Below are 19,593 nucleotides of genomic sequence, written 5' to 3'. Positions count from 1 at the left end.
CACCAACCTCCGCGGACCATAGTGGGCCGGTCCGAGATATCTGCGAGGAATCATGAGCTACACCAGACCGGGGGCGGCACCCCGGGATCGCCGACTACCCGACGCGCTCCGGCCGCGCCGTCCACGCCGTCCGGGCGGTGCGGTGGCGGCGCATCGAACGCACCGGGTGGACATCACCGACCGCGCCAGGGCCGTTTTGCGCCGAGTGATCGACCAGCACGGAGCGGTGCTGCTGCACGAGTCCGGCGGACACCGCGACGGTGGCCGGCCACGGTGGCTGCCCATTCGGGAATCCCGGATCGACGGCGAAGACGTCCTGCTGGGAAACCTTCCCTGGCACACCGAATTGTGGATCAGCGGCGAACAGTACGAGCACTGGAAGCACACCCACCTCACCGTCGATGTGCCCGACGAGGCCGGCGGTTGGGTCGCGGACACCCTCGAGAACATGCGCTTCGTCCTCAGGTCACGGCTGCTCACCGATGACGAAGCGGCGGCGCTGGCGGCCGGAGGACCGCCGCGCACCGGAGCCGACCGGTTGGCGTGACCCCTGCACGAGCCGACCGGCGGATGGTCCGCCCGGGTGGGCACGACCACCCGGGCGGCCGTCAAGCCTCAGCGTCCCGGCAGGAAACGCAGGCTGCGGGCGACGGACATCAGGAACGGCTGCCACTTCCCCTTCGGGAACAGCCTCGGCGCGTCGAGATTCATGAACCGGGTCACCACGATCGACTGCGGTTCGGTGAACTTGAGCAGCCCGTCCGGGCCGTGACGGCGCCCCACACCGGAAATGCCCATGCCGCCCATGGGTGCGGCCGTGGAGCCCCAGGCCGGTGCGTAACCTTCGTCCACACAGACCGTTCCCGCGTGCAACCGCGCCGCGATCCGCTCGCCTTCGGACTTGCTCCCCGCCCACACCGAGGCATTGAGGCCGTAGTCGGTGTCGTTGGCCAGGCGAACGGCCTCCTCGACGCCGTCGACGGGGTAGATGGAGACCAGCGGACCGAAGGTTTCGTCGCGACCGCATTCCATCTCGTCGGTCACCTCGCTCAGCACGGTCGGCTCGAAGAACAGCGGACCGAGATCCGGGCGCGCCTTGCCGCCGGTCAGCACCTTCGCTCCCTTCGACGTGGCGTCCGCGACGTGCTTGGACACCGTTTCCAGTTGCGCTTCGGAGATGAGGCTGCCGATATCGGCCGAATAGTCGTAGGCGGCGCCGAGTTTCGCGGCGTTCACGGCGGCGACGAACTTCTCGGTGAAGGCCGCGGCGACTTTCCGTTCGACGTAGAGCCGCTCGATCGAGATGCACAGCTGTCCGGCGTTGGAGAAGCAGGCGCGCACGGCCGCCTTGGCGGCCTTGTCCAGGTCGGCGCCGTCGGCGACGATCATCGGGTTCTTCCCGCCGAGTTCGGCGGAGAAGCCGATCAGCCGGCGTCCGCACTGCTCGGCCAGGGTGCGGCCGGTCGCCGAGGAACCGGTGAACATCAGGTAGTCGCACGCCTCGACGATCGCGGTGCCGACCACGCCGCCCGGCCCTGGAACGACCGCGAGCAGCTCACGCGGCAGGCCCGCCCGGTACAGCAGTTCGGCGCCCGCCAGCGTGGAGAACGGGGTCTGGCTGTCGGGCTTGACCACCACCGCGTTGCCCGCGATGAGCGCGGGAATCGAATCGCCGATCGACAGCAGCAGCGGGTAGTTCCACGGCGCGATGACGCCGACCACGCCTTTCGGCTGGTAACGGACGGAAGCGCGGTTGAGTACAGGGAAGGCGCCCGGTACCCGGCGGGCGCCGAGGAGCCCGGGTGCGATCTTCGCGAAGTAGCGGGCCGCGAACATCAGGCCCATGATCTCTTCCTGGGCCGCCCAGCGCGCTTTGCCGGTCTCGGCCTGCACCACGTCCATCAGGAACTCGCGGTGCTCCACCACCAGCGCACGGTAACGATCCAGCACGGCCGCGCGTTCGGATACCGGCCGGGCCGCCCAGTGCTCCTGCGCGACTCGGGCCCGGTCCATGGCGGCCGCGACATCGGCCGCGGTGCCCACCGGCACGCTGCCCAGCGGATCCCCGGTGAACGTCTCGGCGATCGTCCTGCGCTGACGATCCGCGGGCGCCCCGATCGCGGCCAGCGCGCTGAGGCGATCGAATACATCGGCTTTCGGCGCGGGCATCGTTGCCTCCTACTTGTGAGTAACTTCGAGATACACACAATCTACGCCCCGCGCCGCCCGCTATGAACCTGCCGTGGGCGGAATTCGCGGCGGGGGCGTCCGCAGCGGAATCTGTGCCGAATATCAGGTAGCTCAGTGCTGCGTCCGGGCAGTGCTCATCGGCGACGCACGGCGCCGCCGCTCTGGTCAAATTCAGTCCCACTCACCGGGACCGGACGTCCGGATAGCCGGGTTCGTGGTTTACGTTATGCCGATGTTCAGAGCGAGGCTCGGGGTCCGCACCCGGATTCTGGCTATCGCGCTCATTCCGAGTCTGACTCTGCTGTTGGCCGGTTTGGGCGGCGCGGGCTACCTGGTAGCCGAAGGAACGAAAGCCAAGGACTGGGCCGCGGAGAGTCAGAACGCCATCCCGGTGACCAGCGAGGTCATGGACGCGGTCCAGCAGGAACGCCAGCTGACGCTCTCCCAGCTATCCGGCGACGACACCCTCGCCGCCGCGCTCGGCACCGCTCGCATGCGCGTGGACGCGGCGGTGCGGCGTCTGCTCACGGCCTCCGCGAGCCTGCGCGACGTCGACGAGTCGAAGATCACCGAAGACGACGCCGACCTCGTCATGCTGACGCAGAGCCTGACCACGGTGCGCTCCGCCGCCGACGCGGGCGCACTGCCCATCCCGGACGCGTACATGTTCTACAACCGGCTGCTCGACCCGATCCCCACCGGCGCCAAGTCCACCGTGCAGAGCGCGCCGGACAGCGAGATCGCCGTGGGCACAGTGGCAGGCGTCCGCCTGTTCTACGTGAGCGAGGCCATGGCGCGCAGCGACGCCCTCGGTGCGGTCTACGTCCACGGCGCCACTCCCCCGCCCATCCCGATCGACGAGTACACCCGCCAGACCGGCTTCTACCACACCGAAATCGCCACCCTCATCGCCGAACTGGACGGCCCGATCAAAGCCCGCCTGCAGGCGCTGTCCACCGGCACGGCTTGGCAACAGCTGACCGCGATGGAGAACGCCATCGTCCAGCGCGTCAGCGCCGCGACGGCGACCGCGACCGCACCGCCCTCCTCGGCGAGTCCGGGCACCGGCACACGGCAACCGACCTTGCCCGCGCTACCGCTGAACACCGACGAATGGCGCCGGGCGGCGGCCGAAGTCAGCCGCGGGTTGCTCGACGCCTGGTCGGTGTACAACAAGGATGTCCAGCAGGTCGCTGAAGACAAAGCCGCCGCGACGGCGACCAGATCCGCCGTTACGGGTGGCGGAATGCTGCTGGTCGGCGTTCTGGTGCTCGTCGTCGCGGTCATCCTGGCCAACCGCGTCATCCGTAGGCTGAAGCGGCTGCGGGGAGAAACGCTCGCGCTGGCCGACGAGCGACTGCCCGACATGTTGCGCAGGCTGCGCGACGGTGAAGCCGTCGATCCCGCCGCCGAATCCCCGAACCTGGACTACGGCAGCGACGAGATCGGCCAGGTGGCCAAGGCGTTCCAGCACGCGCACTCCGCGGCCGTCTCCGCGGCGGTGGCCGAGGCCCGCACCCGGGAGGGCGTGAAAGCGGTGTTCCTGAACATCGCGCATCGCAGCCAGATCGTGGTGCACCGGCAGCTGGAGATTCTCGACGAAGCCGAGCAGCGCCAGGAAGATCCGGTTCTGCTCGACACGCTGTTCCGGCTCGACCACCTCGCAACCCGCGAGCGGCGCAACGCCGAGAACCTGACCATCCTCGGCGGCGGCAAGCCGGGCAGGCAGTGGCGCAACCCGGTTCCGCTGGTCGACCTGGTGCGCAGCGCGGTCGGCGAGACCCTCGACTACGCCCGCGTCCGGGTGGCTCGGTTGCCCGAGATCCACGTGCTCGGCACGGTGGTCGCCGACCTCATCCACCTGCTCGCCGAGCTGGTGGACAACGCGACCTCCTTCTCCCCGCCGCAGTCGCGGGTGGAGGTGGCAGGCAACGTGGTCGGCAAAGGTGTAGTGGTCGAGATCGCCGACCAGGGCATGGGCATGTCCGAGGCCGACCTGTCCAGGATGAACGAGACGCTGCGTAATCCACCGGATTTCGGGGTGGCGGCACTGTCGGCCGACTCCCGGCTCGGACTGTTCGTGGTCGCGCAGCTCGCCGCACGCCACAGTATCTCGGTGCGGCTGTCGGAGTCCGACTACGGCGGCATCAAGGCCATCGTGATCATTCCGTCCGCCCTGGTCGCGGGGGATTCGGGCAGGTCGCAGAGACCGGCGGAGCTCACCGATCCCGGCAGTCGCCGCAGACTCATCGCCGCACCCGTCACCGGCCCGGAGGCGGGTGACTCCGCGCAGACCGCCACGTCCTCGGTCGCGACGCTGGCGGCCGAACCCGCCGCGGCCCCGCGCTACGCGCCTCGGCCGTACACCGAGGCGCCGACGCACCCGGGCCCGGACGGCCGTCCGGCGCTGCCCCGGCGCAACCGACAGACCAACCTCGCACCGCAATTGGCGCAGCCGGTCCACGAACAGGCCGCCACCGCGCAATCCGAACGCTCCGCCGAACAGGCCCGTGATCTGATGTCCGCCATCGAGAACGGAACCAGACAGGGCCGCCGCGCCATCATCCCCGACGAACAGGAAGGCTAGAGTGTCCGCTTCTCCCGCAGGTGATCTCAATTGGCTGCTCGACGATCTCGTCGACCGGCTGGCCGGCGTGCGCCACGCGGTGGTGCTGTCCACCGACGGGCTACTACTCGGCCGATCCAGCGGTATGAGCCGCGAGGACGCCGAACACTTCGGCGCGATGTCCTCGGCGCTCTACGGATTGGCGCGTAGCGCGGGCAACAGATTCGACGGCGGCGGCGTGCGGCAGGCGGTCATCGAACTCGATCGCGCGGTGCTGTTCGTGACCTCCGCGGGCGACAACGCCTGCCTGGCCCTGCAAGCCGCCGAGTCCGCCAACCTCGGCATGGTGGCCTACGAGATGAATCTGACCGTTCAGCGCGTCGGCAGCTACCTGTCGACCACACCACGCCAGGATCTCGTCGGACAGGTCGAGCAGAACCGGCCATGACCAACCCGCGTGAGCCCTGGTTCGACGAGGCGGCAGGCCCGCTGGTACGTCCGTACGCGCTGACGCGCGGGCGCACCAGCTTCACCGGACCCGAACTGGATATGCTCACCACCGTGGTCGCGGACAACTCCGCGCCCACACTGCGGCGGAGCGAACCCGAGTACACCGACATCCTTCGGCTGTGCCGGGTTTCGCAGACCGTCGCCGAACTCTCCGCGCAGTTGCACTTGCCGCTGGCGGTGACGAAGATCCTCGTCGGTGACCTGATCGGCGACGGGCAACTGATCTTCCGCGCTCCCGTTCCGACGGAGGCCGGACCCGATGACCTCAACATATTGCGAGCGGTACTGGATGGAATCCGAAAACTTTGACCCGAGCGGCACACCACAACTGGCCGCGTCGGTCAAGATCCTCGTCGCCGGCGGGTTCGGCGTCGGCAAGACCACCATGGTCTCGGCGATCAGCGAAGTCCCGCCACTGCGTACCGAGGAACTGATCACCGAGGTGAGCACCGGCATCGATGATCTGTCGGGCGTGGAGCAGAAGTCCACGACCACGGTCGCACTGGACTTCGGCAGACTGACCATCGATCGCGACCTGGTGCTGTACCTGTTCGGCACGCCCGGCCAGGACCGGTTCTGGTTCCTGTGGGACGAACTGGCGCGCGGCGCGCTCGGCGCCGTCGTTCTCGCCGACACCCGCAGGCTGGGCAACTCTTTTGCCGCCGTGGACTTCTTCGAACGGCGCGGCCTGCCGTTCATGGTCGGCGTGAACTGCTTCGACGGCGCACCCCGCTACACCATCGACGAGGTACGCGACGCCCTCGACCTCGATTCGGTCACCCCCGTCATGCTCTGCGACGCTCGTGACCGCGGATCGTGCAAAGACGTTCTGCTCACCCTCGTCGAGCACCTCATCCAGCGGGCACAGCGGGCGCACGCGACCACCTGATTCAAACCGGGCGGTCGCCTAATTGCCTGCATGGGCAGACCTTTCGGCGTGGTGCCCGATCAGCTTGCTCGAACATCCTGTCCCATATAAAGATTGGCGCATGGGAACGGGGATGAGGATATTGATCGCCTCTCCACTGGGGAAGGTCATCGCTCCAGCTCTGACGCAGGCGCTGGACGACGCGGTGGTCATCGTCGCGCCGGATCGTCGCACGGTTCAGGAGGCGGTCACCGCAACCTTCCGTTTCGATGTCGTGGTGGCCGACCTGGTCTGGAACAACCCGGCCCTGGAATTCTCCTTCGACGGTCTCGATGTCGTGAACATGCTGGCGAAAGCGAACCGACCGGCACCGGTCCTGATGGCGACACAGGGCCACAGCATGGAGCAGGACTTGCTGGACGAGGCTCGGTTGCGTCCCGAGATCGCCGGGGTGTGCGCCAAGTCCTCCGGCGTCGAGGCCTTGCTCGACGCCATCCGGTCCGCCGCGGTCGGCGCGAAGGCGGGCGTCGATGTGGCACCGGGTTCCGGCACCCCGCTCTATACGTTATTCAGCGGTCAGCGCGGCTCCACGGCGGGCCGGCTCGCGGGAGCGATCGCCGCGGGCCGCGCGTCGGACGCACCGTCCCTGGCTCGTGCGGCACGCGTCGGCGTGAACACCGCGAACAAGGTGACCAGCACCTATCTCGGCCCGATCATCGTGCAGCGCGGCGAGCACGAAGCCGGATTGCCGATGACCTTGGGCGCCGTCTACCGATGGTGCGGCCTGCACGCTCGGTACCTGACCAGCTGGTGCCGCAGAAACGGCCACGCCGACGTCTTACGGCCGATGTATCGGTCGCCGGACGAACCGGCGACCGATACCTGACGCTGTGCTAGCCGAAGTCGAGCTTCGCCAGGAATTCTTCCTCCCCCAACTCGTTCCAGCCGCGCTCGGCCATATCCTGGCCGCCGAACAGCGACTCGTCCAGATCGATGCGGTACCTCCCGGAAGGCAACTCCTTACCGCAGACGATCGCCCGCGCCGCCACACCGGCCAGGGCACCCGCCAGCGACACCGCCGTTCCCAGCTGCGGCCAGGAAGCCAGGCTGCGCCCCACCTGGGTGAGCGAATAGCGCGTTCGGGGGCTGATGCGGCTGCCGACGATCGCGACAGCCAGCTCGATCCGGCGGCGCGGGTCACGAAGGTCGTTCGGCGACAGTTTCGTCACCTCGCCCGCCTTTCCGTGGAACAGCGGGTAGTCCGGTTGAAGGTCGTAGCGTTCCACGTCCAGGAAAGCGTTGTCCCCGTGATCGGTCACCATCAGCACCGGGATTCCCGCCGCACGAGCCCTGCGCCGGATGTCGACTTTCATCGCGAAGTCGTCCATTTCCTCGATCACCACCGACAGCCGCTCCCCCGGCCCCGGCGCTCCGAGATAAGCCGCGGCCGTCTCGGGCTGGTAGCCGGCCGGGAAACCCGTGAGCTCGCAGTACGGATCCAGCTCGAAGGTGCGGCGTTGCGCGAGGGTGAGTTTCGGCTCGCCCACGTCGCACACCGAGCCCTGCAGGCGATTCAGATTGCTGCATCCGAGGGTGTCGCGTTCGGCGAGGCGGAATCGCCGAGCACCGGTCAGTGCGCACACGGCCAGCGCCGAGGCGCCGACGCTCAGCCCCGCGACGCCGATCAAGGCCCGCGACCACGCCTCCTGCTCGTCACCGGTGAGCAAGTGCCGGTTGCGCGCGGTGCGAAGACGCCAGAAATGCTCCGCATCGGGGAGTTTGACGATGGTTCCGCGCCACGGGTAGACGACGAAGCGGCTGATCCGATCGATCGAACCGTCATCCAGGGCGGACGCCATGTAGGTTGCCAGTGCGTGGTCGGCCGCCGCGGTCCCTGCGGCGAACTCGGGGCGGTCGATGACGGCCAGTTCCGGTAGTGCGCTGGTCCAGCAATCGACGAATCGGTATCCCGATCGGGGTGCGAGCAGCTCGGCGATGCGCCCGCGGTCGGCGACGGGATGCAAGATCTCGATCATGCCCGCACCTGCGTCCAGCGGTGCTTGATACCGGCCTCGAAGCCCGCGCTGCCGAAGCGGTGCAGACTGATCACCGGTTCGGCAGCGGCGCCGAGCGTCACGTGCAGGCGCCGGTACTCGTCGTTGGTGCGCCGCAGCGCCTCGGTGACCGTGCCTTGCAGTATCGGCCCGAACCCGCTTGCCGGGCAGGCGCCCTCGCGCAGCTCGACACGCAGATGCAGCGTCTGCTCGAACCGGTCGTCGTGTTCGACCGCCAGCACGAACTTGCCGCTGACCGTGCGGGCGACCACCGGGTCCTCCAGGGCGGCGCAAATGTTCTCCGGATAGATCTCCAGCGCGTAGAACGATGCCGCGACATCGGTGCGCCGGTGCAGCGCCAGGAAACCGCAGGAGTCCGTCGAGGTGACCACCGGCAACCGGTGGCCGTACTCGCGCAGCGTGTCGGTGAGACTAGCGGCGGACATGACCTCTCCGACATCGTTGATCCGATAGCGCACCAAGGGAATAGCGGTGTCGGCGGAGAACAGGAACCGGCCCTCGCTGTCCACCTCGGTGAATCGCAAGTCTGCGTCGTACTCCACGAATGTCGGCTGGTGATGCCCGGCGCCGAACAAAGCTTCCCGCAGCGCGGGATCCCGCAGCGCCGCTCGCCGGACCGCGATGGTGGTCCGGGTCTCGCACCCCATGATGCCCGCGTCGGCCGTGCCGTAGACGACGCAGATGTCCTCGGGGCGCCCGGCTTTGCCGATCCGTTCGAGAACGTAGTCGCGCCACTGCTCGGTGATGGCCTCGCCCGCGAGGAGCACACGCAGATCCTGCCGCAGTACCTCTTCGGGCGCATGGTCGAGCACGTCTTTGACGAACGGCGGATATCCGGCGATGACTACTTGGTCGTAGCGCGGCCCCAGCTCGGCGATGTTCGCCAGGATCGTCTCGAGTTCGATGCCCGGGGTGATGACCGACAGTTTGTGGCCACGGCCGCGCAATGCCAGCGCCGCCGTGTAGGTGTACGTGCCGCCGATCCAGTTGCCCATGGCGAAGCAGATCACCAGCAGCGTCGAACGCCGGTGAGTCTGGAAGTGCCTACGGAACATCCGGCTGTAGAGCTCGATCGCCTCCTCGTGGGCGACGAGGTCGCGCGGCCAATAGGTCGGCCGGCCGGAGGATCCGGAGCTGCACGACCAGGTGCCCGCCTGTGTGACGTCGCCGTGCCACAGCAATGTCTCGAGCGGGTAGTGCCGCAGGTAGTTCTCTTTCGTCATCGGCGGCACAGTGGCGAATTCCGTCGGCGTCCGGACGTTTGCCGGGTCGATTCCATGCCGGGCGAGGAACTCGCTGTAGGCCGGCACCTGATGCGCAGCGCGGTGAAAGACATCCAGTGCACGCTCGAAGCCGGGAGCGGTGTCGACGGGTGACAACAGTGGAGTGGACATATTCGGTGATTCCTTCCCACCCGCCGTTGTGCGTGCCATGGTCGGCATCGGCGAACTACGGGCTGAGAAGATCGTCTGAACAGCGTGGACGCGGCAGAAAGTAGTCAATACAAGGTCCGTACGACACGCGGCGGCTCCACCCCGCGGCCGATAGAATCCCCTCATGGCACACGGGGGAGGAACGGGGCTGCAACCCCTGCCTGTCTCCAATCGGGAAGAATTCGCCGTCGCGTTCCGGCGCCTGCGCACCGACGCCGGGCTCACCGTGCGGCAAGTGGTCGAACGGTCGGGATGCCTGCACGGCACTGTTAGCGGATGGTTCGCCGGTCATCACGTGCCCACCGAGCAGAACGAGCGGATGTTCCGTGATGTGCTCGCCGCGTGCGGCGTTCACGATGCCCAGGCGCAGGAGCGGTGGCTGGCCGCCGTCCGGCAGGTCCGCCCGACCACCGGACGCAAACGTGACCAGGGCCCGATCCCCTATCTCGGCCTGGAGGCCTTCCAACCGGACGACGCCGAATGGCTGTTCGGGCGCACGCAATTGACGGAGGAGCTGCACCGGCGCATCGCAGCGCTCGCCGGGTCGCCACACCGGATTCTCGTCGTGATCGGCGCGTCGGGCTCCGGGAAGTCGTCGCTGCTGCGTGCCGGACTGCTGCCCGCGCTGCGGCAGGCGGGCCGGACGGTGTCGGTGATCACGCCGGGTGCCCATCCTGCCCGCGCGCTCGCGGCGGCGACCGCGGCCGAGGTCGTGATCATCGATCAATTCGAAGAGACCTGGACGCTGTGCCCGGACCATGCCGAGCGAGCCGAATTCCTCACCGCGCTCGCCACTGCCGCTCCGGAGCGGACATACGTGCTCGGATTGCGAGCCGACTTCTACCACCATGCGGCCGAGCAGCCGATCCTGCACGACGCGCTGGCCCACCAGTCGGTGCTTGTCGGCCCGCTCAGTAAGGAAGCGCTGCGGGAGGCGATCGTCGAACCTGCTCGCAAAGCCAATTGGACGGTCGAGGACGAACTGGTTCACCTCCTCGTGGTCGAACTCGCACCCCGCGGATCGACGGCCGCCCATGACACCGGCGCGCTTCCGTTGCTGTCGCACGCGTTGCTCGAGACCTGGCAGCGCTCCACCCGTCGGCGGATGACGGTGGCGGACTACAACGCCGTCGGCGGCATCGCCGGCGCGGTCGAGCAGACCGCCGAGACGGTGCTGCGAGGACTCACCGAGCCGCAACGGCAGATCGCGCGCCGGACGTTCCTGCGGCTGCTCAACGTGGACGAGGAGGCGATCACCCGGCGGCGGGTGCAGCGCCCGGAATTGTTCTTCGACGACGACTCCGTGTCCGACGTCAACATCGTGATCGAGCGGTTCGCCACGCACCGGCTGCTGACGATCGAGGAGGAAACCGTCGAGATCACGCACGAGGCGCTGGTGGGCGCGTGGTCGCGGATGACGCGATGGGTGAACCAGGATCGCGAAACCCTCACGGTGCACCGCCGATTGACCGAGGCCACCCACATCTGGCTCGACAACGACCAGGACCCCAGCCTGCTGCTCGGGCCGGCCAGACTGGAATTCGTCCGGGACTGGGCGAGCACCGACGGCCACGATCACGATCTCAACCAGAGCGAGCGCGAGTACATCGCCGCGAGCGTCGCTCACCAGGCCGACGTGCGCGCGCGGGAACGTCGTCGTACTCGCATCCTGCAGGAGATGGTCGTCGGCTTGGCGATCGCCTTGGTCGCGGCGATCGTGCTGACCGTCGTGGCGCTGGTCGCGCGCGCCAACGCGGCGCAGGCACGTGACGAGGCGATGTCGCGTCAGATCGCCGCGCAGGCAGAGCGATTGCGCGGCACGGATCCCGCCCTGTCGGCTCAGCTCGCCCTCGCCGCGTTCCGGCTCGAGCCGACCCTCGAGGCGCGTTCGGCGCTGCTGGACAGCTCCGCGGTGCACACGCCGAACCGGCTGCTCGGCCCCGACGGCGGCGCGCTCGTCGCCACCGACGACACCGGAAGCGTTCTCGCCGTCGGCAGGAGCGACTCCTCCATCGACATCCTGCGTCTGGGCCCTGGCGGCACGGCACGGCACGCCGGTCACATCACCGCGGCGAAGTCCGGCGACGTACTCGGCGCCATCTCGATGACCGCGAGCGGATCGCTGCTCGCCGCGTCGTTCAACGACCACATCGATCTCTGGGATCTCAGCGATCCCGCGGCTCCGCAGCGGCGATCCACCCCGGCAGCCGCCGCCGCGGCGTATCGCAACCTCGCCATCAGTGCCGACGGACGTTCGCTCGCCGCGGGCACCGCGTCCTCCACCATCGCGCGCTGGGACATCACCGATCCCCGGGCCCCGGTGCCACTGGGCGCACTCGACCTACCCGCGGGTGCGCCGGTGGTCGCGTTCAGCCCGGACGGCCGGTTGGTCGCCGCTGCCGGAATGGCGGGCTCGCTGCGCATTTGGGCCGGCAGCGGCGCTGAGCCTCCGCTGCTGGCCGACGTCGCTCCCGACGGGTCGACGGCACAGGCGCACGCACTGAAGTTCGGGCCGGACGGCACTGTCCTCGCCGCCCCCGGACGTGGCAACGAGGTCCGCCGCTGGGATGTCCGCGATCCGGCGCGCCCGGCCGCCCAACCACCGCTGCGTGGGTTCACCAGCTACGTCAACGACGTGGCGTTCAGTCCGGACGGCAGCAGGCTGGCCGCGGGCAGCTCGGACAACAAGACCCGGGTATGGCGGTTGGACTCCGGGCAATTGGAGATGGAACTGCCCAATCCGGTCATCGTGGTCTCGGTTCGATTCGCCTTGGACGGCCGTGCGGTGATCACCGGCAGCCTGGACGGCGCGGTGCGGATCTGGCCGTTGCCCGGCCCGATCCTGCGCGGTGCGCAGAGTGTGGTCTTCCAGACGCCGATCGATCGCCGGGGTGAACTCGTGCTGGTGGGCGCGGGCGCCAGCGACGGTACCGCCCACCTGTGGAACGTCGGCGACCCGGCCACCCCGGTCGAGTACCCGGCACTTCCGGTGGGCCCGGACGAGAAGACCTGCGGCGCGGTGGCACTGTCGCTCGACGGCTCGTCCGCCGCGGTCGCCACCAGGTCCGGTCGTGTGCTGCTCTGGGACATTCGCGATCCGTGGCATCCCCGGCTGAAATCGACCATAAGCGCCGTCAACGGCATCGTCGCCAGCCTGACCTACTCCCCGGACGCCACGATGCTGGTGGTCGCGGGTCAGGACGACACCGTGGTGACCGCGTGGGACACCACCGGTCCCGCCGCGCCGCGTCGGCTGGCCGACCTCGATGCGGGACCAGGGCTGCCCGGCATCGTGGCCATCGACAGCACCGGGGGCAACCTGGCGGTCGCCACCTCCGACGAGTCGGTGCGCCGCTGGGACATCCGTGATCGCGCCCGCCCGGTAGAACTGACGAGACTGTCCGGATTCACCAACGACCTGACCACCGTGGCATTCAGCCCCACGGCTCAGATCCTCGCCGCGGGCAGCATGGACCACACCGTGCAGCTGTTCGATGTCTCCGAACCCGACGCGCCGCGACGGCTGTCCACACTCGCCGGCGCCGCCGACGCGATCATCAGCGTCAACTTCAGTCCGGACGGTACGCGCCTCGTCGGCGGCGCCAGCGACAACGGAATCTGGGTGTGGGACATCTCCGATCCCCGCCGACCGCGACGATCCGCCGTGCTCAGCGCCTACACCGGCAGAGTCAACGACGCCGTCTACGGCCTGCGCGGAGACCTCTTGCTCGCGGCCGGGCCGGACAAGGTGGTACGGCTGTGGGCGACCGAAACCGAGCAGGTCGCCGCCGACCTGTGCCGCAGTGGAAGCACGCCCCTGACCGCTACGGAATGGCAGCGTTATCTGCCCGGCGTCCCCCGGTACGACCTGTGCGCAGGCTAGTGCCGCAAGGGAGCCTCGACGTTCATCGCCGTCGCCACAGCAGCGCCACGAAGCACGCCGACACCGTGCACACGAGTCCAGCGACGAAAACGGCGTACTCCCACCACAACATCGTCTCCGAAGCCGACACCCCGCGCTCGTCGGCCTCGATCGCTGAGTTGTACAAGAGCACCGCACCGACGCATACCGCCACCAATCCGGCGACCGCGAAGGCACTGCTCCAGATTCGCGGAAGCCGGGCTCGGGGCCCACGGAGGAGAACGAATCCCGCGGCGCCCGCGAGTATCAGCATCACCGGAAGCAGCAACACGACGGCCCGACCCTTCTACGGATTGCAACCCTTGAACACGGTGTTCCAATAGCCGACATTGGGCCGCGCCTTCTCCAGGTTCCATTCGTTCTTGAAGTAGGGCGGCGCCCAGTCCGCGTGGCAAGTCCACTGATTGTGCATGCTCCAGTAGACATTGTCGGCCCAGTTGGCACGAACCTTGTGGTACAGCTCGTCGAACGACGCCTGCTTGTTGACGAACGCGGTCAGGCGTCCGCAGTCGGTCGGCACCACGCTCAGCGATTCGACGCCGTCTCGCTTGATCCACTTGAACGAGGCCACGTAGTCCCCGCAGACCGAGCGAGTCGCCTTTTCGACCTCGGCTCGGTCGGCCGAGCGATCCTGGGTGTTCGCCGGTGCCTTCTTCGCGAGTTCGTCGCACCGGGGAACGCCGGGCGTCCAGCCGTCGACACCGGTCTTGATGAAGGCGTTCGGCAACCACGCGCCAGTGTCGAGCCGCTCCCAGATATCGGTGGTGTTCAAGCCGTTCGATACCGACTGCCCCCGTTGTTCGCACACGATCGTCACCACAGCGCCGTCCGGTAGCGCCTTGCCGATCTGCCCCGAACCCATGGAGGGAGCGCTTTGCGGGTAGATCCCGATTTTGGTCCACGCCACGGGGTATCGCGCGTCCGCGTGCGCGGGGGCGGGCAACACCGCGCCGAACACGAGCGCACAGAGGACGGTCGCGAGCGCCGCGCCACGCAAGCGCGCAGAGCGCAGGGATTCATGGAACATGAAGTACTCCAACGTAGGTGCGGGGAATGCCGCCAGTTATCGGCAGGCGCACTTCGATGGAAGCACGAGAAATCGAGGAAGAACGGTCATCGAAGCACGGAGGACAGGATTGACCGCCACCTTGTGGCAATCGGCAAGGAACAGCCGATTCCCGGCGTGCCGGGCAAGATCTTGCCGCAGCGCTGGAACTGCCGACACCGGGGCGGCGCGGGGCGTCAGACGAATCGCGGGCCGAGCACATCCGCGTGCCCGTTGCGTCGGCACCAGCTGATCAGATAGTGGGCGTGCTCACCGCACCATCGGAATATCGCGCCCTGGGTCAGCGGCGTATCGTCGGGCAACTCTCCGCGTTCGCGGATTATCGGTCCGATGTAGGCGTTCGTCGCCTTGTTCGCGGTGTGCCCGCCCACTTTGGCCACGCGCGCCAGTGACGGGTAGTCCCACGCTGATCCGGCGGCGATCGCGCCGGCCAGTCGCGCGGCGGTGCGGCCATGGTGAGCGCCGAACAGCGTGCACAACGACGGCGGTCCCGCCCGTGCGGGCGACAGGGGCGTGCTCCCTCCGGTGGCGGCCCGCCGCACGGCCTCGAGCAAGGCGGGCACGCCCGAGGATTTGTCGTAGAACTCGGCGATCTCGCCGGACCGATCCCTGGCCTCGTCGAGGTGGTCACGCTCCATGCTGTGGCCCTGGGCGGCGAGCAGGACCGCGGTGTGGCGGTTGCTGTCGCGTAGCAGGTCGATGACGTCCAAGCCATCGAAGCGATACTCCGATTCCGGATGGTTCCAGATCAGGTCACAGAGCACGACGTCGAAGCGGAAACGCCCGACGACCTCGCTGCGGACGGCATCTCCATCACCGGCCACACAGACATTCGACGCAGGAAACGCCTGCGACAGAGTCGGAGCGATGATCTGCCCCAGCGGTGAGGCGACCAGCAGCCGCAAGCTTGATTCCATAGCGCGATATTCGACGGTGGGTGCCGATCAACGCAAGAGCCCGAATGCGGTGCTTCCCAACAGATTTCGCTCCGAAATGGTTCGGTCGAGCAACATGTTGCTCGCCATCGGACGCGCCGGGCGGAAACGATCCGAACGCGCCCGCGAGCAAGTGATCAGTGACCCAGAGGGGCGGCAGGCCTGCCTCACAGCTGCCGTAGCCACGCGTGCAACAGCAGGGCGCCGCCCGCGGCCAACGCCACCGCGACCGGCGCGGGCCACCACGGCCCGTTCCGGCCGAGCAGACCGCGGGTGAGCCGCAACTGGAACGCGCCGAGCCCGGCCAGGACGAGCAGCCAGACCGGCAGCAGCCCGATGCCGAGCGCCGCGTGCACCACCCATGCGCCCGGCAACGTGGGCCCGCCCCAGGAGCCCTCGAGATCGTCTCCGGTGACGAGCGGATAGCAGATGCCCCGGAACGCGGCGATGACCGCCAGCAACGCCAGGAACCAGGTCAGCAGGCCGACCGCGCCGCTGAGCACGGAGTGCGACACCGATCGTGCCGCCGAGAACTTGTGCGGCAGAACCGATTCGCCGAGCATTCGCCGCGGCACGCGCAGCCGGGTCGGAATCCGCCGCACGGCCAGCGGCAGTGCCCGTAGCGCGTACGCGGCGTAACGCAGGAGTGCCCGAAGCCACGACATACCGCCGACGGTAGCGCTGTTGGGCCCGCGATTCACCGCAGCAGGCCCGCGTGCACCAGATCGTCGAACAGCAGCTGGTCGACCGGCGGGACGAGGGCGCGGTCGGCGTAGCGGAACCACGCGACTTCCTCGATCTCGCTGCTTGTGGCGAGGGTGCCGCGATAGTCGGCGGTATAGCAACTCATCCGCACCACCGCGCCGTCCTCCGGGCCGTGCACCGCCTCGTAGGTGCCGACGTGCGCGGCCGTCTCCGGCAGCAGTGCGACGGTGAGTTCCTCCTCGATCTCGCGCAGCAGCGTCTGCAGATCGGTTTCGCCGCCTTCCCGCTTGCCGCCGGGGATATAGAAGACGTCCTTGCCGCGCGGCCTGGCGCAGAGGATCCGTCCCTCCTCGATGCGCACCCACGCCACCGTATCGATCAACTGCCGCACTCGCCCGTCCGCCACCGCCGCAGCCTAACGCCGCGCCGCGCCGGACGCCGGGCGGGCGTCGTCGCTCGCCTCAGCGGGACGGAAGCAGGGAGGCGTCCTTGGCTCCGGGGCCGAGAACCGGACGCAGGTCGCGCGGGGCGACGTGTTCACCACACTCGGAGCACACCGGCTCGACGGTCGCGAGGTGTCCGCACCCGGTGTGCCTGGTCTGCACCGGCGGGCCGTCCGGCGCGGCCCATTCGTCGCCCCACTGACGCATCGCGGTGACGACCAGCCACAGCGAGCGACCTTTCGGAGTGAGCCGGTAGTCGTGGCGCACCGGGTTGTCCTGGTACGGCTCCTTGGTCAGCACCCCGTGCTCGACGAGGTGCTCGAGGCGCTGGGTGAGCACGTTGCGGGCGATGCCGAGGCGGGCGCGGAAGTCCTCGAAGCGCGTCACGCCGAACAGGGCGTCGCGCACGATCAGCAGCGTCCACCACTCCCCGACCACCTCGAGGCACTGGGCCAGCGAACAGTTCATGTCCTCGAAGCTCGTCCTGCGCATATCCCCAGCATAGTCAGTTGCTTCATAGAACTCACTACCCTATGGTTCGTTGCATGAAGCAACTCACTACGGGGACTCTCGCCGCGGAGTTCGCGCTCACCGCGACCGAGCCCGGCGGTTGGGCAGCGCGGGTCGACCGGTCCTGGCGGGGGTGGACCGGACCGCACGGCGGCGTGATCGCGGCTCTGCTCATCGAGGTCGCACGCGCGGCGGCAACCGAACCGTTGCCGGTGCGGGCCGTGGATCTCCGGTTCTCCGGCCGCCCCACCGAAGGTGTGCTGGCCTTCGACGCGACCGAGCACGTCGTCGGCCGCAGCACCGTCGCACTGGAGGTGCGCGCCGAGCAGGACGGCAGTCCGATCGCCTCGGCGTCGGTCACACTCGGCCGCACCGCGCAAACCGGTGTCGAGGCGTACGCGGGCACGCCCGCACCGCGGGTACCCGATCCCCGATCCTGTGCGCCGTTCGCCCTTCCACCGGAAATCGTCCCGGCGGCAGCTCATTTCGACATCCGCCCCGCCGCCGGACCACTGCCGCTCACCGGCGCGGACGAACGGATGATGTGCGCTTGGATCGGACTCGTTCCCGAGGTGCCCGCGGATGCGGCGGTGCTGGCCATCCTGGCCGACGCCTTGCCGCCCGCCGTCTTTCCCACCTTGCGCGCACCCGTCGCGATCCCCACCGTGGCGCTGTCGATGCACCTGCACGCCGAACCCACCGGCGGGCTGCCGGTGCTGGTGCGCACGGTGAACGCGTCGACCGGCGGCGGCTGGTCGGTGGACGACACCTCGATCTGGGACCGGAGTGGCTTGCTGCTCGCCTCGGCCCGCCAGACCCGCCGTGTGCTCGGCTGAAACGGAGACGATCGTGCATTCCTCCGCTACGAAGCAGAGCCGGGCCGCCGCCGACTTCCGCGCCGTGCTCGCCGTCGTCTCGATCGGCGTGCTGCTGTCGAGCCTGGATCTGTTCATCGTCAATGTCGCCCTGCCGGATATGGCCGGCGATTTCGGCGGAGCGCGGATCTCGGGACTGTCCTGGGTGCTCAACGCCTACGCGATCGTGTTCGCCGCCCTGCTGGTCCCGGCGGGACGACTCGGCGACCGCCGCAGCATCCGCACCACCTTCCTGCTCGGGCTCGTGGTGTTCGTCGCCGGGTCGGCATTGTGCGCGACGGCGTGGGACGTCGGGTCACTGGTCGTGTTCCGCGTCGTACAGGCCGCGGGCGGCGCGCTGCTGACGCCCGCCTCGCTCGGCTTGGTACTCGCGGCCAGTCCGCCGCAGCGCCGCGCGGCGGCAGTCCGGCTGTGGGTCGCCTTCGGCGGGCTCGGCGCAGCGCTCGGTCCCGTGCTCGGCGGCGTTCTCGTCGAATTCGGCTGGCGCTGGGTATTTCTGGTGAACGTGCCGATCGGCCTGATAGCGGTGGTCGCCGGAGTGCGGATGCTGCCCGATCCGCCGGGCGACGGCGGGCGGCTGCCCGACCTGCTGGGTGCCGCGCTGCTGGTCGGCGCGATCGCCGGGCTGGTGCTCGGACTGGTGAAGGGCCCGGACTGGGGATGGTCCTCGGCGGGCGTGCTGGTCGCTTTCGCGGTGGCGGTGATCCTGGCGATCGCGTTCGTCGTCTCCTCGGCCCGCCACCACAGCCCGGTGGTGGATCCGGCGCTGCTGCGCGCACCCAACTTCGCCTGGATGACCGGTAACGCGGTCTTCTTCAACGTCGCCTTCGGCGCGATGCTGCTGTCGGTGGTGCTGTGGGCGCAGAACGTCTGGGGCTGGTCGGCCTTGCGCACCGGTCTGGCCATCGCGCCCGGCCCGCTGATGGTGCCGGTGGTCGCCGTCCTGGCGGGACGGCTGATCGGCCGGATCGGCGCGGGGCCGGTCATCGCCGCGGGCGGTGTCGTCTTCGGCGCGGGCATGCTCTGGTGGGCGCGGGCGATCACCCTGACGCCCGACTACCTCGGCGGCCTGCTCGGCGGCATGGTGGTCAGCGGCATCGGCGTCGGCCTCACCCTGCCGACCGCCTTCGCGGCGGGCACGAGCGGACTGCCGCCGCAGCGGTTCGCGACCGGGTCGGCCGTGTTGAGCATGGCGCGCCAGATCGGTCTTGCGGTCGGGGTCGCGGTCCTGGTCGCGGTGCTCGGCACACCCGCCGGTCCGGAGGCGGCACTCGACGCGTTCCGGCGCGGGTGGTACGTGACGGCCGCGGTGGCGGTGATCGCCGGTCTGGTCGGCATGGCCGCCCGCATGCCGAAAACCGCTGCCACGCAATCGGAATCGGTCACCGAATCGGTCCGCGCCTGATCCACCCGCGCCTGTTCGCCATGAGCGGCACTCGGCTCGGTACGACGCGGCGACCTCGGCTCGACCGGCAATGTCGCCGAACCCGCTCGA

General features: G+C 68.8%; 18 protein-coding genes. 9 read left to right on the top strand and 9 right to left on the bottom strand.

Annotation, left to right across the window (positions count from 1 at the left end):
• Positions 1-52: 52 nt before the first annotated feature.
• Positions 53-547: a DUF779 domain-containing protein gene (locus tag IU450_RS22795; protein WP_195151772.1), complete on the top strand. Its 495-nt coding sequence runs from the start codon at positions 53-55 to the stop codon at positions 545-547.
• Between the two features lie 68 nt (positions 548-615).
• Here the strand turns inward: IU450_RS22795 and IU450_RS22790 are convergent, their stop codons facing one another.
• Positions 616-2,169, bottom strand: a complete 1,554-nt coding sequence (locus IU450_RS22790; RefSeq protein WP_195151771.1) for a succinic semialdehyde dehydrogenase — start codon at positions 2,167-2,169, stop codon at positions 616-618.
• A 253-nt stretch (positions 2,170-2,422) separates the two neighbouring features.
• Here IU450_RS22790 and IU450_RS22785 point away from each other — a divergent pair, with 253 nt between their 5' ends.
• The 5 genes from IU450_RS22785 (at position 2,423) to IU450_RS22765 (ending at position 7,020) form a co-directional block, all read left to right on the top strand.
• Positions 2,423-4,777, top strand: coding sequence for an ATP-binding protein (locus tag IU450_RS22785; protein WP_228834961.1), 2,355 nt, complete (start codon positions 2,423-2,425; stop codon positions 4,775-4,777).
• A gap of 1 nt (position 4,778) precedes the next feature.
• Positions 4,779-5,204, top strand: a complete 426-nt coding sequence (locus IU450_RS22780; RefSeq protein ID WP_043691167.1) for a roadblock/LC7 domain-containing protein — start codon at positions 4,779-4,781, stop codon at positions 5,202-5,204.
• Entirely contained in the window at positions 5,201-5,575 is a 375-nt protein-coding gene (locus IU450_RS22775) for a DUF742 domain-containing protein (protein ID WP_195151769.1), read from the top strand. The genes IU450_RS22780 and IU450_RS22775 overlap by 4 nt, the downstream gene beginning before the upstream one ends.
• On the top strand, positions 5,556-6,155 hold the full coding sequence (locus tag IU450_RS22770) for a GTP-binding protein (protein WP_195151768.1): 600 nt from the start codon (positions 5,556-5,558) through the stop codon (positions 6,153-6,155). Before IU450_RS22775 ends, IU450_RS22770 begins: the two co-directional genes overlap by 20 nt.
• 112 nt (positions 6,156-6,267) lie before the next feature.
• Complete coding sequence (locus IU450_RS22765) at positions 6,268-7,020, top strand: response regulator (protein WP_228834960.1); 753 nt, start codon at positions 6,268-6,270, stop codon at positions 7,018-7,020.
• A 7-nt stretch (positions 7,021-7,027) separates the two neighbouring features.
• Here the strand turns inward: IU450_RS22765 and IU450_RS22760 are convergent, their stop codons facing one another.
• Both IU450_RS22760 and IU450_RS22755 read right to left on the bottom strand, forming a co-directional pair.
• Positions 7,028-8,170, bottom strand: a complete 1,143-nt coding sequence (locus IU450_RS22760; protein WP_195151766.1) for a ThiF family adenylyltransferase — start codon at positions 8,168-8,170, stop codon at positions 7,028-7,030.
• Positions 8,167-9,603, bottom strand: coding sequence for a phenylacetate--CoA ligase family protein (locus tag IU450_RS22755; RefSeq protein WP_195151765.1), 1,437 nt, complete (start codon positions 9,601-9,603; stop codon positions 8,167-8,169). Before IU450_RS22755 ends, IU450_RS22760 begins: the two co-directional genes overlap by 4 nt.
• A gap of 163 nt (positions 9,604-9,766) precedes the next feature.
• Here IU450_RS22755 and IU450_RS22750 point away from each other — a divergent pair, with 163 nt between their 5' ends.
• A complete protein-coding gene (locus tag IU450_RS22750) occupies positions 9,767-13,525 on the top strand; it encodes a helix-turn-helix domain-containing protein (RefSeq protein ID WP_195151764.1) in 3,759 nt (1,252 codons plus the stop codon).
• Positions 13,526-13,547: 22 nt separating this feature from the next.
• Here the strand turns inward: IU450_RS22750 and IU450_RS22745 are convergent, their stop codons facing one another.
• The 6 genes from IU450_RS22745 to IU450_RS22720 form a co-directional block, all read right to left on the bottom strand.
• Entirely contained in the window at positions 13,548-13,835 is a 288-nt protein-coding gene (locus IU450_RS22745) for a hypothetical protein (protein ID WP_195151763.1), read from the bottom strand.
• Positions 13,836-13,850: 15 nt separating this feature from the next.
• Positions 13,851-14,591: a DUF2599 domain-containing protein gene (locus IU450_RS22740; protein ID WP_195151762.1), complete on the bottom strand. Its 741-nt coding sequence runs from the start codon at positions 14,589-14,591 to the stop codon at positions 13,851-13,853.
• Positions 14,592-14,806: 215 nt separating this feature from the next.
• Positions 14,807-15,547: a response regulator transcription factor gene (locus IU450_RS22735; protein ID WP_195151761.1), complete on the bottom strand. Its 741-nt coding sequence runs from the start codon at positions 15,545-15,547 to the stop codon at positions 14,807-14,809.
• Between the two features lie 185 nt (positions 15,548-15,732).
• A complete protein-coding gene (locus tag IU450_RS22730) occupies positions 15,733-16,230 on the bottom strand; it encodes a hypothetical protein (protein ID WP_195151760.1) in 498 nt (165 codons plus the stop codon).
• Between the two features lie 32 nt (positions 16,231-16,262).
• On the bottom strand, positions 16,263-16,676 hold the full coding sequence (locus IU450_RS22725; RefSeq protein ID WP_324197776.1) for an NUDIX domain-containing protein: 414 nt from the start codon (positions 16,674-16,676) through the stop codon (positions 16,263-16,265).
• A gap of 55 nt (positions 16,677-16,731) precedes the next feature.
• Positions 16,732-17,205, bottom strand: coding sequence for a winged helix-turn-helix transcriptional regulator (locus IU450_RS22720; RefSeq protein WP_195151759.1), 474 nt, complete (start codon positions 17,203-17,205; stop codon positions 16,732-16,734).
• Positions 17,206-17,258: 53 nt separating this feature from the next.
• On the opposite strand from IU450_RS22720, the gene IU450_RS22715 reads away from it, so the two are divergent.
• Together IU450_RS22715 and IU450_RS22710 are read left to right on the top strand one after the other, a co-directional pair.
• Entirely contained in the window at positions 17,259-18,059 is an 801-nt protein-coding gene (locus IU450_RS22715; protein ID WP_195151758.1) for an acyl-CoA thioesterase, read from the top strand.
• Between the two features lie 13 nt (positions 18,060-18,072).
• The gene (locus IU450_RS22710) at positions 18,073-19,503 is read left to right on the top strand and encodes an MFS transporter (RefSeq protein ID WP_324197775.1); all 1,431 of its coding nucleotides are present in this window, start codon (positions 18,073-18,075) and stop codon (positions 19,501-19,503) included.
• Positions 19,504-19,593: the final 90 nt, after the last annotated feature.

Origin of the sequence: Nocardia abscessus, assembly GCF_015477775.1 — a bacterium.
In the GTDB taxonomy this organism is placed as follows: Bacteria; Actinomycetota; Actinomycetes; order Mycobacteriales; family Mycobacteriaceae; genus Nocardia; species Nocardia abscessus_A.
Note: the sequence above shows the minus strand (reverse complement) of the source record. Positions and strands in the feature narration are given on the sequence as shown.